Source organism: Nocardia sp. NPDC023852 (assembly GCF_040639505.1).
Lineage (GTDB): Bacteria > Actinomycetota > Actinomycetes > Mycobacteriales > Mycobacteriaceae > Nocardia.
On record NZ_JBFAAB010000051.1, the window covers coordinates 1 to 15294 of the forward strand.

The 15294-nt window shown below is 67.4% G+C and carries 14 protein-coding genes and 1 pseudogene; 10 read left to right on the forward strand and 5 right to left on the reverse strand.

All coding sequences use genetic code 11. The annotated features are described in order from the left end of the window. Positions 1-322: 322 nt before the first annotated feature. Positions 323-1321 carry a YafY family protein gene (locus AB0H00_RS31500; RefSeq protein WP_357273495.1) on the reverse strand — a complete coding sequence of 333 codons (999 nt, stop codon included), beginning with the start codon at positions 1319-1321 and terminating at the stop codon, positions 323-325. A 95-nt stretch (positions 1322-1416) separates the two neighbouring features. Here AB0H00_RS31500 and AB0H00_RS31505 point away from each other — a divergent pair, with 95 nt between their 5' ends. Beyond that, on the forward strand, positions 1417-2562 hold the full coding sequence (locus tag AB0H00_RS31505; RefSeq protein WP_357273497.1) for an epoxide hydrolase: 1146 nt from the start codon (positions 1417-1419) through the stop codon (positions 2560-2562). Positions 2563-2614: 52 nt separating this feature from the next. On the opposite strand, the gene AB0H00_RS31510 is transcribed toward AB0H00_RS31505, so the two are convergent. Continuing rightward, positions 2615-3388 (reverse strand): hypothetical protein, encoded by a 774-nt coding sequence (locus tag AB0H00_RS31510; RefSeq protein WP_357273500.1) that lies wholly within the window; start codon positions 3386-3388, stop codon positions 2615-2617. Between the two features lie 228 nt (positions 3389-3616). Here AB0H00_RS31510 and AB0H00_RS31515 point away from each other — a divergent pair, with 228 nt between their 5' ends. Together AB0H00_RS31515 and AB0H00_RS31520 are read left to right on the forward strand one after the other, a co-directional pair. Beyond that, positions 3617-4789 carry an acyl-CoA dehydrogenase family protein gene (locus AB0H00_RS31515; RefSeq protein WP_357273502.1) on the forward strand — a complete coding sequence of 391 codons (1173 nt, stop codon included), beginning with the start codon at positions 3617-3619 and terminating at the stop codon, positions 4787-4789. 9 nt (positions 4790-4798) lie between these two features. Continuing rightward, positions 4799-5965: an acyl-CoA dehydrogenase family protein gene (locus AB0H00_RS31520; RefSeq protein ID WP_357273504.1), complete on the forward strand. Its 1167-nt coding sequence runs from the start codon at positions 4799-4801 to the stop codon at positions 5963-5965. Positions 5966-5999: 34 nt separating this feature from the next. Here the strand turns inward: AB0H00_RS31520 and AB0H00_RS31525 are convergent, their stop codons facing one another. Beyond that, positions 6000-6413, reverse strand: a complete 414-nt coding sequence (locus AB0H00_RS31525) for a hypothetical protein (protein WP_357273507.1) — start codon at positions 6411-6413, stop codon at positions 6000-6002. A gap of 348 nt (positions 6414-6761) precedes the next feature. Between AB0H00_RS31525 and AB0H00_RS31530 the strand changes: the two genes are divergently transcribed. Continuing rightward, on the forward strand, positions 6762-6986 hold the full coding sequence (locus AB0H00_RS31530; RefSeq protein ID WP_357273509.1) for a hypothetical protein: 225 nt from the start codon (positions 6762-6764) through the stop codon (positions 6984-6986). 405 nt (positions 6987-7391) lie between these two features. Here AB0H00_RS31530 and AB0H00_RS31535 read toward each other — a convergent pair whose 3' ends face one another. After that, on the reverse strand, positions 7392-8003 hold the full coding sequence (locus tag AB0H00_RS31535; RefSeq protein WP_357273512.1) for a TetR/AcrR family transcriptional regulator: 612 nt from the start codon (positions 8001-8003) through the stop codon (positions 7392-7394). A gap of 186 nt (positions 8004-8189) precedes the next feature. Between AB0H00_RS31535 and AB0H00_RS31540 the strand changes: the two genes are divergently transcribed. Beyond that, on the forward strand, positions 8190-9167 hold the full coding sequence (locus AB0H00_RS31540) for an SDR family NAD(P)-dependent oxidoreductase (protein ID WP_357273514.1): 978 nt from the start codon (positions 8190-8192) through the stop codon (positions 9165-9167). 231 nt (positions 9168-9398) lie between these two features. Here AB0H00_RS31540 and AB0H00_RS31545 read toward each other — a convergent pair whose 3' ends face one another. After that, positions 9399-11189: a protein kinase gene (locus AB0H00_RS31545; protein WP_357273517.1), complete on the reverse strand. Its 1791-nt coding sequence runs from the start codon at positions 11187-11189 to the stop codon at positions 9399-9401. A gap of 228 nt (positions 11190-11417) precedes the next feature. Here AB0H00_RS31545 and AB0H00_RS31550 point away from each other — a divergent pair, with 228 nt between their 5' ends. The 5 genes and pseudogenes from AB0H00_RS31550 (at position 11418) to AB0H00_RS31570 (ending at position 14994) form a co-directional block, all read left to right on the forward strand. After that, entirely contained in the window at positions 11418-12188 is a 771-nt protein-coding gene (locus AB0H00_RS31550) for a deoxyribonuclease IV (protein ID WP_357273519.1), read from the forward strand. A 30-nt stretch (positions 12189-12218) separates the two neighbouring features. Continuing rightward, positions 12219-12344, forward strand: a pseudogene (locus tag AB0H00_RS31555) (taurine catabolism dioxygenase); the annotation flags it as partial. Positions 12345-12615: 271 nt separating this feature from the next. Further along, entirely contained in the window at positions 12616-13833 is a 1218-nt protein-coding gene (locus AB0H00_RS31560; protein ID WP_357273521.1) for a CoA transferase, read from the forward strand. A 70-nt stretch (positions 13834-13903) separates the two neighbouring features. Further along, positions 13904-14068, forward strand: coding sequence for a hypothetical protein (locus tag AB0H00_RS31565; RefSeq protein ID WP_357273524.1), 165 nt, complete (start codon positions 13904-13906; stop codon positions 14066-14068). After that, entirely contained in the window at positions 14068-14994 is a 927-nt protein-coding gene (locus tag AB0H00_RS31570) for a hydroxymethylglutaryl-CoA lyase (RefSeq protein ID WP_357273526.1), read from the forward strand. Before AB0H00_RS31565 ends, AB0H00_RS31570 begins: the two co-directional genes overlap by 1 nt. Positions 14995-15294: the final 300 nt, after the last annotated feature.

Sequence of the window (15294 nt, forward strand, 5' to 3'; positions counted from 1 at the left end):
TGCCTCAACGTCGAGGTGCTGTCGTCCGACGGCGCCGCCATCGAGATGCGCGACGGCGACGACGAGGAGCTCGATCGCACCGCCGCCGATCTCGGAATCACGCTGTCCCGCAACGAATCCACATCGGTCAACGACCTCCCGGGCTGATCCGCCGATAGAGCTGCCGCGCACCGGTTCCTCGGTGCGCGGCACTCCGAGACGTGCGCGGCTTTCATCAGCTGTTCAGCCGGTTGTGCTGAGGACCTGGGTCGGGTCGCGATCGGCGCCCGCCGGACTCAACCTGCGCACTCGGTGGCGAACGCTGGTGATCGGCTCGATTCGGTCATGGAGTTCGTGTGGTGGCCGTGTTCGGCGGCGTGTTTGTGGTGACCGCGTGTTCGATGCGGAGTGCGATCGCGCGCAATCGCTCGATCAGCTCAGGTGGTTCGTGCACCCGGAAGTCCACCCCGAGGCCGATCAGTCTGTGCGCCAACCAGTCCGGTGAATCATCCCGCACGGTATCGATTCGGCAAGAGTGCGCATCGATCGCGACGACTTCATCCTCGCTGTCGCCCAGCCGTCCCGCGATCTGCTCGGCAGGGGCGTCGATGGTCAGTCGCAGTCGGAATGCCGGTGTGCCCCAGTCGGTCCGTTGGCCGGCGACATAGGCGGCGGCGTCGGCGGCGGGCAGGGCGCGCGGGGTGAAGCGGGCGGCGGTGGGCTGTGGCCGGTCGATCCGGTCGACACGGTAGGCCCGCCAGTTGTCGCGGTCGACGTCATAGCCGACCAGATACCAGCGCCGCCGGAAGGGCACCAGGCCCACCGGCTCGGCGTTGCGCCTGCTTTCGGTGCCGGACCCGTCGCGGTAGGCGAAGCGCACACGCTCGCGGTTGGTTACGCTCGCGGCGAGCGTGGCGAGTACCTCCGGGTCCACGGTGGGCCCGTTGTCGGTCGGCGCTCTCAGTGCGGTGCCGAATACCCGCACCTTGCGGCGCAACTTCACAGGTAGCACCTGCTCCAGCTTCGCAAGTGCCCGCACCGACGCTTCTTCGATCCCGACCACGGCGGACCCGGCGGCGGCGCGTAGCCCGACCGCGATGGCGACCGCCTCGTCGTCCTCGACCAGCAGCGGCGGTAGAGCCGACCCGGCCTTCAGCCGGTAGCCGCCCGTCGCGCCCATCGTCGCCGTGACCGGATACCCGAGCTCGCGCAACCGGTCGATATCGCGGCGCACTGTGCGGTCGGTGACGCCGAGGCGTTCGGCAAGCTCGCTGCCCGGCCATTCGCGCGGAGTCTGCAGCAGCGACAGCAAGCTCAGCAGACGAGCGGGGATGTCGTTCATTATTCCGAGAATTCCAGATAAGTAGGACAGAAGCAGTCCTACATCGTCCCTACCGTGTTTGTGGATCGCAAACCTACCGGCAAGGAGTGCCACTGATGACCAGCAACTCCGCTGACATTCGCCCGTTTCGCATCCAGATCCCGCAAGCCGATCTGGACGACCTGCACGACCGGCTCGCCCGCACCCGCTGGTCGGCGCAGTTGCCCGGCACAGGCTGGGATCGCGGCATCCCGGTCGACTACCTGAAGGAGCTGGCCGAGTACTGGCGGACGGAGTTCGATTGGCGCGCAGAGGAAGCGGCGCTCAACGAGTTTCCCCAGTTCACGACGCAGATCGATGGTCTCGACGTGCATTTCCTGCACGTGCGCTCGCCGGAGCCGGACGCGACGCCGCTGATTCTGACCCACGGCTGGCCGAACTCGTTCGTCGAATTCACCAAGACCATCGGCCTGCTGGCCGATCCGCGGGCACACGGCGTCGACCCCGCGCAGGCGTTCCACGTCGTGGTGCCGTCGGTCCCCGGGTTCGCCTTTTCCGAGGGCCCGCACGAACTCGGGATGACGCCACGCAAGGTGGCGCAGATGTGGCTGGTGCTGATGGACCGACTCGGGTACCTGCGTTTCGGCGCGCAGGGCGGGGATCTCGGCGCCTACGTCGCACCGGAACTGGCCATCGCGGCGCCGGACCGCGTGATCGGCGTGCACCTCGACGGCGGTGTCGGGATCCCGACCGAGCTCGACGTGCCCACCATGACGCCGGACGAACGCGTCGAGTGGGACCTGATGCAGAAGTGGATGACCGGTGTGAACCACCACGTGCTGCTGCACGCCGCACCGCAGACCTTCGCGCACGCCTGGACCGACTCTCCGGTGGGTCTGCTCGCCTGGCTGATGCACAAGTTCACCGAGTTCACCCCCTTGGCCGACCGCGCCGAGGACGCGATAGACCGGCACCACCTGCTGACCAATGTCAGTCTGTACTGGTTTACCAATACCGCGGCCTCGTCGTCCTGGCCGATGTACAACGGTCTCGGTGACGGTGGGTTCGCGTGGCCGAAGGGTCAGAAGCTGGTCCCCACCGGCACCTATGGCGGTGGCTCCGCGCTGATGCGCCGACTGGCCGAGCGGGACAACATCATCGTGCACTGGCCGGAGGGCAACACCGGCAATCACTTCGTCGCGATGGAACTTCCGGCCGCGCACGTTGCCGATATCCGCGCGTTCTTCGCTGTTCTTCGGTGAGTACGCGCGAGCGGGACCGCCCGCGGTGATCCCGGAGCGTGCCGAGTCGTCGTCAGCGAGCGGGTTCGGCCTGCGCCTCGGCCCCGGCAGGCGCACTCGGTGCGGTTTCGGGTGCGGGCGCGGGACCGACCTCGGTGCCGTTGGGGCCCGGTGTGATCAGGCCCGGTGTGCGAGGCGGCGGTGCGGCGGGGAGGCCGACCGGCTTGTCCGGGACCACGAAAAGGCCCACCGTCGGCGTCATCACGCAGTGGGCGAACGGGTAGTCGATGATGCCCCACATCGAGGCGATGACAGTGCCTGGACCACTGTTGACCGTCTTGGACAGTGACGGCTGGCGGTACTCGGTCAGGTCGTCGAGCGGGGCGATGCCGCTGGCGCCGGTGTTCACGTTCACCCACGCGACGACGAGGCCCGAGGCCAGCGGCGCGCCGGAGTGCGAGGGGGTGGCGCTGAACCGCAGCGTGCCCGCCGCGACGTTCAGGTCCGGCGTGGTGCCCGGCCCGTCGGTGGTCGCGGCGGCGATGATCGTGGTGATGGGGCCGTTGCTGCCGCAGCCGAAGGTGGGCGCGGCGTAGGCGAACGGTGTGAATACGCTCGAGACGTGGCGCAGCTCCGCGACGTCGACCAGGGTGGTGTACCGCGTGAGCGCGTCGACGCCCGCTTGCGCGGCGGGGTCGGGCGGGGCGATCTCGGTGAGGTGGCCGAGCCCCGAGTCCAGCGGTGTCCGTGTTTCGTCAGCGGCGGCCGTGCCGGAGAAGGTCAGAACCGCCCCGATGCCGAGAGCTGTCGCAGCCGTGATGGCGCGTGCGATGGTTCTGCCGTTCACTAGCTCTCCTCGATACCGAACCTTTCGGGGTCCTCGACCCATGACCAGCAACGTACCAGCTCGTCGGTTCTGTCGCCCGAGGGTAGCGGGGCTTCGGTAGCCGACGGCAGAACCGGGTCCACCACGCGGCACGAATACGCGGGACCTCCCGATGCGATCCAGTCGCCGATGTGAGATTACCGAGGGGTAGGTTGGAGCGGGAAGTACGAGACACGCTGGGAGATGCGTATGAAACTATCCTTGTCCCCCGAAGACGTCGCCTTCCGCGACGAACTGCGTAATTTCTATCGGACCGAGATTCCGGCCGACATCCGCGAGCGCGTCCGGAACGGCCATGAGCTGTCCCGCGACGACATCGTCACCGCGAACAAGATCCTCAACGACCACGGCCTGGCGGTGCCGAACTGGCCCGTCGAGTGGGGCGGCAAGGACTGGACGCCGATGCAGCGGCATATCTGGCAGGACGAGATGCAGCTCGCCTCGGTGCCCGAGCCGCTGACGTTCAACGCGCAGATGGTCGGCCCGGTGATCGCCCAGTTCGGTTCGCAGGAGTTGAAGGAGCGGTTCCTCCCTGCCACCGCCGCGTTGGACATCTGGTGGTGCCAAGGCTTCTCCGAGCCCGACGCCGGTTCCGACCTGGCCGCGCTGCGGACCACCGCGGTCCGCGACGGTGACTCTTACATCGTCAACGGTCAGAAGATCTGGACCACGCTGGCCCAGTACGCGGACTGGATCTTCTGCCTGGTCCGCACCGACCCGAACGCGCCGAAGAAGCAGGCGGGCATCTCGTTCCTGCTGTTCGACGTGAAGTCGCCCGGCGTCACCATCCGCCCGATCAAGCTGATCGACGGCGGGTACGAGGTGAACGAGGTCTTCTTCGAAAATGTCCGGGTACCCGCCGATCAGCTGGTCGGCGAGGAAAATATGGGCTGGACCTACGCCAAGTTCCTCCTCGGCAACGAGCGCACCGGCATCACCGGCGTCGGCCGTACCAAAGTCAAGATCGGCGTCGCGAAACAGTACGCGGCGCAGACCAGATCGGGCAGCGGCACGCTCCTGGAGGACCCGGTGTTCGCGGCGCGGGTCGCCGAGCTGGAGAACGAACTGCTCGCGTTGGAGCTCACCCAGCTGCGTGTGGTCTCCAACTCCTCGGACGGCAAGCCGAATCCGGCTTCGTCGGTGCTCAAGCTGCGCGGCTCCGAGCTGCAGCAGGCGGCCACCGAGCTGCTGGCCGACATCGCGGGACCGGATGCCATTCCGGTGAGTGCGGACGACATCGCCTCGCCCGGCTGGGCGCAGCGCAGCGGCCCCGCTTACCTGAACTACCGCAAGACAACCATCTACGGAGGCTCCAGCGAGGTGCAGCGCACCATCATCGCCTCCACGATCCTCGGATTGTGAGGCGACACCATGGATTTCGATCTCACCGATGAGCAGGTCATGCTCCGGGACACGGTCCGCGACCTGCTCGCGCACAACTACGACGCCGAGTCGCGGCTGAAGGTTACCGATTCCGAGCTCGGCTGGAGCCGCGACGTATGGCGCCAGCTCGCCGATCTCGGCGTGCTCGGGCTGAGCTTCAGCGAGGAGGACGGCGGTGTCGGCGCTGGTCCGGTGGAAACGATGGTGGTGCTGGAAGAGATCGGCCGCAGGCTCGCGCCGGAGCCGATCCTGGACGCGGTGCTTGTGCCCGGCGGGCTCGTCGCCAGTGCGGGCAGCGCTGAACAGCGGCAGCGGATCCTACCGGAGGTCGCCGCGGGCACGAAGCTGCTCGCCTTCGCACACGCCGAGCCGGGTGTGCGCTGGCCGTCCACCGAGCTGGCGACCACCGCTGCGGCGGCCGTGCCGATGGCGTCGTCCGCGGGGCCCGTCGCTACCGCCGCGGGGGGTTCTTACGAGCTGACCGGCGTCAAGAACCCGGTCCCGCACGGCGGTAGCGCCGACGAGCTCGTGGTCAGCGCCGCGCTGCCGGCTGGCGGGGTCGGGCTGTTCTTGGTCGCGCCGGACGCCACCGGTGTGGTCCGCAAGCCCTACCGCACGGTGGACGGTCAGCGCGGTGCGCAAGTGGAGCTGGACAAGGCGCCCGCCGAGCGTCTCGGCGCCGCGGACGCCGCGGAGACGGTCGCGTCGGTGCTGGGGCACGCGCAAGCCAGCCTGTGCGCGGAATCGGTCGGCGCGATGGCGGAGGCGCTCCGGCTGACCACCGAATACCTCCGGCAGCGCAAGCAGTTCGGTGTCACGCTGTCGAAGTTCCAGACGCTCACCCAGCGCGCGGCCAACATGTACGTTTCGCTGGAGCTGGCGCGCAGCATGAGCCTGTATGCCACGGCATCGCTGGTGGACGGAGCCTACGACCCCGTGATCGCGTCCCGTGCGCGCTTGCAGGTCGGCCGCGCGGCGCGGCACATCGGGCAGGAAGCGATTCAGATGCACGGTGGTATCGGCGTCACCGCCGAATATCCGGTCGGCCACTACGTGGCCCGGTTGACCGCGATCGAGCGCACCCTGGGTGGCGGGCTCGAGCATCTGCGAGTGCTCAGCGCGCGGGTCGGCGACTACGAGCTGGCCGAACTGTAGGGCCGACGCGGTGGTGTGTGCGCGCCACCGCGGGTCACTCGTTCGCGGCAGGCTCGTTCGGCGACATGACGGGCGGCTCGACCGCGGCCGGTCGTGTGCTGATCGGCGGCCTCGAGTCCTCCGGCGCCGCACCGTCGTGCAGTATCCGCGGCGAGGACTCGGCAGAGGTGGTGGTGCTGCTGCTGAAACCCGAGAACGGCGTGGCCGGTCGTTGCTGGTACGGCGCGATCTTCCAGGTCGGCGAGGGCGGGATGATCACCCTCGGCGTAGTCGAGCCGGTGGCGCCCTCGTGGGCCGCGGGCTCGACGTACTCACCCGCCTTCAGCGGCGGCGGTGGGACATAGGTGTCGTGCCTGCCTACGCCGCATGCGCCGATGAGAACGAGTCCGATGGAAACTGCTCCCGCGGCGATCGCCGGACCGGCGATCTTGGCCCTGCTGTTCTCCATCGGTAACAACTCCTCGTGGGTATCGAGTGGCCTCACCTTACTCGAGGCCGGTCGGCCAGGCGAGGCAAGTGGTCACTGGAAAGGCGCCGGGCGGCGCGTTAAAACAGTCCTGATTCAGATATCGAATTGATCTCGTCGGCGTGTCGCGGGCACGTGTCGCTGTCATCCGACGTGCCGGAGTCGTAGCGTGTGTGAGCAAAGTTACGCGTGAGACGCCTGTATCAGGATGAGAGACACGTTGTGTGAGAACGTGAAAGCGGTTCTCTGACCGGCGTCATCGAGGAGTAGATGATGGGAGCTTACTCGACAACATCGCGGCGCAGGTCTTCCCGCGCCACGGAGGATGCGGTGTCGGCAACTGCACAGCATCTGGAGTCGAACCAGCCGGCGCGCATGCTGTCCACGATTGTGTCGCGGACCCTTGCCTGGTTGTTCTTTGTCGGCGGTATCGCCGGGGCGGTCCTCGGTATCGCCGGCTTGCACGTCGAAATCACCGTTGCCGGTCTCATTCTCGCGTGCACCGCGGGACTGGTCCTGCTCAAACTCCGCACGGGTGGCAGCGAAGCCGACTGAAACGACCGGTCGGTCGCGCGTGGGCGCGCATGTGGTGCCCGAAAAACTCGCGCGCACAATACATTTAGGCACATACCGTTGTCCGAACGGGGTGCAGTGCGTTGTTTTCGGCTCGGTCTCCTCCGCGGAAAAGCCTGCGGCGGCGGGTCTTCCCGGACGACGCTGGGACCGGCGCTGTCCCCGCGCAACGCGGCGAATGCCGCATCGCTGTGTAGTCGGCGGGGTTGGTGCCGGCGGTGGTCGGCAGTGCCTTGATTTGGTTGATCACGGTGGTGTGGGCCTTGACCGCGGAGCGGCGGGTGGTGAGTAGGGCCTGCGGGGCCGTGGTGTTCGCTCACGGCTTCGCCTCGATGGCGCTCGGCTCCGTCGTGCGCTATTGCGCTCGGTTCACTCGCTGAAGCTTGCTCACGGGTCGGTCTCGGTCGAAACGGGGCGGAAGCCTTCGCTTGCGCGGCTTATCGCAGTCCGCATCGCGGAGTGCCGCGTACCGGAATCCGAACCGGCCGCGGCTGTCACCGCACCCATGCATGCACCGAGGTGCGTGGAGATGATCGGCCATCTCGTCCGATCGGGGAAGCGTTCCTCGAGCGCGAGCAGAAGCGCCGCGTGCACGGACTGCAGCCGAATCATGAGCGATCCGGGTAATCCTCTTGCGCTGCCGACGAACTGGCGACGCAGATCCGCGAGCTCGTCACCGTTCGCGGCGGTGACATCGAAAGCGTCTACGAGTGCGTACATGGCGGCTTGCGTGGCATCCCAGGCGGTTGTCCCTGGGTCGAGCCGGGACAAGATGTCGAGCGCGACCTGAATGTGCCCCTCGATGTGGTGGAACAGAACGTCTTCCTTGGATGGAAAGTGCAGGAAGAATGTCCGGCGCGACACTCCGGCAGCCGTGGCGATATCCGAAACCGAAGTCGCGACGAAGCCCTGCTGCAGGAACAGAGTTGTCGCGGCTCGGACGATCGCCTCCCGTGTCGCCCGCCTCTTCTGTTCGCGGAGTCCGGTCGCTGCGGTCACAACTTGTAGCCTAGTACCAGATAATTAAGTGCACTAGTGTATAAATGCACTAGTGCACTTAAACTTGTGTCGGTGTCGGCGTGGCAATCCCGAGTCGGCATCGCATCCCGTGCGGCGACGGCGGAAGACCGTTGAACCGCAGTTCACGCGTGTGGCTGTACGCGACAACGAGAGTGAGGTAGGAAGATGGCGAACCTGGAGGGACGAACCGTCCTGATAACCGGAGCTGGGCGAGGGATCGGCCGGGCAGAGGCTCTGTACTGTGCGGCCGTCGGGGCAAACGTCGTGGTGAATGATCCCGGCGTGCAGACCGACGGTTCCGGTGGCGACAGCGGAATCGCGTCCACAGTGGTCGATGAGATCCGGGCACTCGGCGGACGGGCGGTGGCCGACACCGGAAGTGTCACCGATTGGAACGACGCCCGGCTAATGGTCGAGCATGCCGTCGTCGAATTCGGCGACCTCCATGCGGTGGTGAACAATGCCACCATCGAGGTCAATAAAGGGCTGGAGCGGTTGACCGAAGGTGAATTCGACGATGTGGTCGCCGTGAAGTTGAAGGGAACGTTCGCGGTCAGCCGGTGGGCGGCGGCGTTCTGGCGGCGGCGATTCGACGAGGGTGTGCGAACGGACCGGGCAATCGTCAATACCGCCTCGGGTTCCGGCCTGCTGAATCCACTTCCACTGCAAACCAATTACGCCGCGGCCAATGCCGGAATTGCGGCGATGACCACCGTGCACGCCCTGGAGCTGCGGCGACTGGGCGTGCGAGTGAACTGCGTAAGTCCGTCGATGGTCCGTACCCGCTTGACAGAGCAGGTGCCAGGCATGGATCGAACCCTTCCGCCCGACCGCCTGGACCCGAAGGATCCGATCACCGTGGCTCCGCTGGTTGCCTACCTCCTCGACGAGGCATGCCCGTTGACCGGACAGGTGCTCTCGGTGCGCGGCGGTTCTATCGCGGTGAATCACGGATGGACGCGTGGCGGTCAGATCGACAAGGACGACGAACTGTGGACCGTGCCGGAACTGGCGCAGAGTTTCACGACGCTGACGGTGGAGGATCCGTTCGATCGACTTGCTACGGCGCTCGGCGGTGCGCTCGGCGTCCAAGGTCGGGACCAGTTGGAAGCGCTGATCGACGGCGAGCTCGACAAGCTCTGATGCGGCCGGACGACGCGTCCGACCCAGGACATGCGGTAGCGCCCGTGGGCGGGTCGCTGCATCCGGATGTGACGCCTGGTCCCGGTTTCTGATGGGCCGGAGACGTGCTGGCGCGTCGCCAACAGCCGCGATGATGCTCCGATAGATGTCAAGCGGCTGGAGCCCGGTCGCATTTCTCGAGCAGGCTTTCGATGATGTACCCGGCGACATCTCACCGGTGCGTGGCACGCGTCAGTGCAGCGGCGCCGAGCGCCACCATCGCAACAGCTCGTCGATGGTGGTGGAGCTGAAGCCGTCGGTGTACATCAGGAACTGGGTCCGATCCGGGTCGCCGGTGAACGCGGTGACCATCTTGGCGCCGTCGTCCACGTACTTGTAGTTGGTGTAGGACTTTCCGGCGTTGCTGTCGGTCGATTTGGTGGCCTGCGCGGGCAGGCCCTTCAGCACGTTCTGCACGTCGGCGGGTGTCTTGTAGGCGTAAATGCGGTAGTACGGGTCCTCGTTGTTGCCGCCCTTGAAGCAGCGCCACTGCGCGGCCCAGTCGCCGAAGTCCGGTTCGCCCTTGGACGGTGACGGCGGCGAGCTGGCCGAGGCCAGCCAGCACTCGGCGCCGTTGTATCCGGCCTCTTCGGTCTTGGTCGCGGGCACCATCCTGGGGAACTCCGCGCTGATCGACTCCGCGGTCGCGCTGACGATGTTCGGCTGCACTGTCGAGGTGGTCGTACTGCGGCTGTTGTTCGAGTTCGAGTTGGTGACCACGCCGATGATGCCGAGCACCATCAGGATCAGCACGACGACGCCCACCGAGACGCCGACGATCAAACCGGTGTTCTTCTTGCGCGGCGGTCCGGCCGACAGATGTGTGGGTCCGCCGTGCGGCGGAGCGGGCGGCGCGGTGAACGCGGAGAACCCGGACTGCTGGGTATAGGGGTTGGCGGGCGTCGGCTGCGGCGCGGGGCCGGTGCGCGGCGGCTGGTTCACCAGCGTCGCCGGCGGCGGCGTCGCCGACGATGTCGATACGGCAAGCTGATTGGGTCCGCTGGTCTGTGGGCCGGGGCCGTGCGCCATCGGGAAAGGCATGCCGGCGACCGGGATATGCGGTCCGCTGATCGGCCCCGGGCCGGTCGTCGGGCGCGGTCCGCCGGTGACCGGACGGGGACCACCCACCACCGGCATCGAGGGCACGCTCGGATTGGTCAGCGCGTGCTTGGCGGCCGCGGCGAACTCCGCGCAGCTGGCGTATCTGTCGTCGGGGCGCTTGGCCATCGCCCTGGCCAGCACGCCGTCCAGCGCGTAGGACAGGCCTGGGCGGACGCTGCTCAGCGCGGGCGGCGCGCCTTGTAGATGCCCCTGTATCACCGTCGCGGGGTTCGTCGCCTTGAACGGGCCGGTACCGGTGAGCAGCCAGAACAGTGAGCAGGCCAGCGAGTACTGGTCGGACCGGTGGTCGAGCGAGGCGCCGGTGAGTTGTTCGGGCGAGGCGTAGGCGAGAGTCGCGGTGAAGGTACCGGTCTGGGTGAGATGACCGGTGTCGTCGCGCAGCCGCGCGATGCCGAAGTCCGTGAGATACACCCTCTCACCACGGCCCGCGCCGGAGCGGGCGAGCAGGATGTTCGCGGGTTTCACATCCCGGTGCAGCACGCCACTGCCGTGCGCGTAGTCCAGCGCGTTCGCGGTCTCTTCGACGATCTGCACCGCGCGTTCGGGCGGCAGCGACTTCGTCTCCACCGAGGCGGCGTCGATGCCGTCGATGTACTGCATCGAGATCCACAGCTGCTCGTCCTCGAGCCCACGGTCGTAGACCGTGACGATATTCGGGTGATCGAGCTGGGCGACCAGATCCGCCTCCCGTTCGAACCGCGCCCGCACCTCCTTGTCGAAGAACATCTCCCGGTTCAGCAGCTTCAGCGCCGTCATCCGCGGCAGCCGCGGATGTTTCGCCAGATATACCGAACCCATGCCACCACGACCCAGTTGCCGCTCGATGACATAGCCGGCGAAAATGTCACCGCTGGCCAGCATGACCGCTCCACTTCCCGCCGCCCGCCGGGACCCACCGGCGAACAGGCGTACAGCATACGAACACGCGATCCGGGACGGGCCCGACCACGGAAAACATCGAAACCATAGCAGCTATCACGCAGCTCCCGGTCGCCCGTCGAACGGGGGTGGCGAGGGCGACAGGCCTACCGGCGGGGGCTGAGGTCTGTGGACGGACTTCGTCCGGCGGCGACTATTAGGCTGACCGCTATGCGCATTGGAGCACATGTCCGGCTCGACAGCGATCCGATCGGCTTCGGTGAAAAACTGGGCGCCGACGTCATCCAGCTGTTCGTCGTCGATCCCCGGGGCTGGGACAAACCCACCCCCCATCCGCGCACCGAGGAGATCCGCGCGAGTCCGATCGACGTGGTGGTGCACTCCTCCTACCAGATCAACGTGGCGAGCCTGAACAACCGGCTGCGCATGCCCTCGCGCAACGCGGTCGCGCAGCAGGCGAAGGCTGCCGCGGAGCTCGGCGCGCTCGGCCTCGTGGTGCACGGCGGGCACGTGCGCTCCGACGCCGAGCTGGAGACCGGAGTGGACAACTGGCGCAAGCTGTTCGAACGCCAGCAAGACAAGGGCGGCTTCGCGGTGCCGATCCTGATCGAGAACACCGCGGGCGGCAGTCACGCCTTGGCGCGGCACTTCGATTCGATCGCCCGGCTGTGGGACGCCGTCGGCGACTACGGCGCCGGCTTCTGCCTGGACACCTGCCACGCCTGGGCGGGCGGTGAGGAACTGGTCGGCGTCGTCGACCGAATCAAGGCGGTCACCGGGCGGATCGACCTGGTGCACCTGAACTCCTCGCGCGACGCGTTCAACTCCGGTGCCGACCAGCACGCCAATTTCGCCGACGGCACCATCGATCCGCAGCTGCTCGCCGAGGTGTGCAAGACGGCGGACGCCCCGGTGATTCTGGAAACCCCCGCCGAAGGCGTCGCGGACGATCTGGCCTACCTGCGCGAACACTGCGTTTGATCTGCGGCGCTGCGAACGGTGCTCGCCATCGGTGACCAGCCGCGCAAGCTGACCCGCATCACGCTGGCGGGCGATATCCCCGTCGGGGTGTACGGCGCGGCGAGCACCGTCATCGTCGGCGACGCCGAGCACTACTCGATCGTCGAGGACACGTAGCTGCTCGCGTCGTAGTCGGCACCGCATGGTTGTCGCGGTGGGGAGCCAACTGCGTAGTCGCGGCGCCCGGCGGGTATCGAACGAGGCGGGGAATCGCGAAGCCGGGCGATGTCGCGCCGCCGGGCGGCGGGCGCGCCCGGGTGACGGTGTGGGTTTCCGGCTCGGTCGCGGTAGAGGCCGGGCTTGCCGACCGGGCCAGGGGCATCGCCCACCGTTGCCGAGCTGTGAGGTCGCGCCTAGGCCGTTCGTGGCATGGTCCACACTTGTGATCATGAGTATTCGGCCGCTGGACGGGGTACGCGTCCTGGAACTCGGCAACTACATCGCCGCGCCGACCGCCGGGCGAATCCTCGGCGACTTCGGCGCCGAGGTGATCAAGGTGGAACGGCCGAAAGCCGGTGATGAGCTGCGCAACTGGCGGCTCTACGGCGGCGACACCTCGATGCTCTATCGGACCATCAACCGCAACAAGAAGTCCATCACACTGGATCTGCGCAGCGAGGCGGGGCGCCGCATCGTGCTCGACCTGATCCGGCGGTGTGATGTGCTGCTGGAAAACTTTCGGCCCGGCATGCTGGAGAAGTGGGGTCTGGGGCCTGCGGTGTTGAACGAGGCGAATCCGGACCTCGTGATCACCAGAATCTCCGCCTACGGGCAGACCGGGCCGCTGTCCGCGCGTCCCGGGTTCGCCGCCGTGGCGGAGGCGGTCGGCGGCCTGCGCGAGCTGGTCGGCGACCCGGATCGTCCTCCGGTGCGCACCGGGGTCTCGATCGGCGATTCCATCGCGGGCATCTACGCCGCCTTCGGCACCGTGATGATGCTGTTCCAGCGCGAACGCCGCGCCGCGCAAGACGCGACGATCCCCCTGCCAGAGCGGGTGGTCGACGTGGCGCTCAACGAGGCGATCCTGTCCGTGATGGAGTCGCTGGTGCCGGACTACCTCGCCTACGGCATCCAGCGTGAACGCGTCGGCGGCCGGATGGAGGGCATTGCGCCGAGCAACGCCTACCCGTGTGGTGACGGAACCAGCATCATCATCGGCGGCAACGGTGATGCCATTTTCCAGCGCTATATGGCGGTCATCGAGCGCCCGGACCTGGCCGCCGACCAGGAGCTCCAGGACAACGCGGGCCGCTGGCGTCACCGTGAGCGGCTCGACGCGGCGATCGGCGAGTGGACGATCCGGCACACCCGCGCCGAGGCGCTGCAACTGCTGGAGGCCGCGGCTATTCCGTGCGGCCCGATCTATACCGCCGCCGACATCGTGGGTGACGAGCAGTACCGGGCGCGCAACATGATCCAGCCGTTCGCGGTGGATGTCGGTGCGCCGGAACCGAAGATGGTCGGCTTCCCCGGCATCGTCCCGGTGATCGGTGAACAGTCCCTGCCCATCCGCAATGTCGGGCCCGATCTAGGAGAGCACACCCGAGAGGTCCTGTCGGGATTGCTCGGCATGAGCGAAGCCGAGATCGACGCGTTGGAGGTGTGATGAGACACAGTCGCCCAGCGCTCATCGGGCCCGACCGGGGGCGAGTGTCCCACAAGACACAGGAGGCGCAATGAGTACGCAACGACAAGACCGTCGGCGACCCCAGGGCCGCGGCGCACGGGAACTGCGTTCACCGGGCAGCAGCAGGCCCGCGGTGCAGCCGAATTCGACTGGGGCGAGCGAGAAACCGTGGGGTGGCGTGATGTGTGGACGCCGCAAGGCGAGCGAGCAGTGATGACCGCGCCGGTGCTGCGCGACGTGACGCTGCGCGACGGACTGCAGCTCACCGGCAAACTGCTGTCGGTGGAACGGAAGGTGGACGTCGTGCGCCGCCTGCTCGCGCTCGGCGTGCCCGCGTTGGAAATCGGCTCTATGGCGCGGCCGGATTTGGTCGCGCCGATGGCGAACACGATGGAGCTCGTCGCCGAGCTGACTCCAGAAGAGTTGGAACGCTGTTGGGTGTGGGTGGCGACGCCGAGGCACGTCGAGAAGGCGGCCGCGGCGGGGGTGCGCAACTTCCAGTACTGCTTCTCGGTGTCGGACGCGCACAACAGGGCGAACATCGGGCGCGACACGGAGGACAGTGTCGCCGTGCTGCCGGACGCGGTGCGATTGGCCAGGGCGGTGGATGGGTCGATTCAGCTATGTCTGGCAACGGCTTTCACTTGTCCGTTCGACGGGCCGACCGATTCGGAGCGGGTGCTTGCCATCGCCCGCGACCCGCGTACCGAGGGCACGGAAGATATCGTCATCGCCGACACGCTCGGACAGGCGTATCCGGGACAGGTCGCGGCGCTGGTCGCGGCGGTGCGGGACCGAACCCCGCAGCGGCGCATCGTCTTCCACGGCCACGACACCTGGGGGATGGGCGTGGTTAACACCCTGGCCGCCGCCGCCGCGGGCGCGGACATGGTCGACGGGGCGCTCGGCGGCCTCGGCGGCTGCCCCTTCGCGCCGGGTGCGAGTGGCAACACTTCTTCCGAGGACATCCTCTTCGCGACGCGCCCGGAGTGGTTCGACCCCGCGACGCTGGCCGCGCTGGTCGCGCTGTCGGAGGAGTTGCTCGTCGAACTCGGCGAACCCAACCGTTCCCGTGCCGTGGAGGGCGCGCGGTCGAAGGCGTCGGCCTTCGAGTGGGTCGTCGAGCGGGCTCCCACCTGACCGGATCGGTGGCCAACCCACACAACCACACGGCTCCCGCTTCCGAGTTGAGCGAGACCGAGCATGGCCGCGAACACCCAGCGGCGCAGGCGTTGCAGCACAAACACAGCCCGAATATCAACAGACGGCAAACCCCCGATGCCCGGATTGCAACCTATGTAACCACATCAGCCTGACTCCCGTTTTCGAGCGAAGCGAGACCAAGCATTGCCCGTTCGCGGCCCGGCTCGCGTCCGAGTGGCCGCCGCGTTCGCGACGAAGTCGCCAGCGGCGGTCGCTCGGACGCGAGCCATCAGGGGG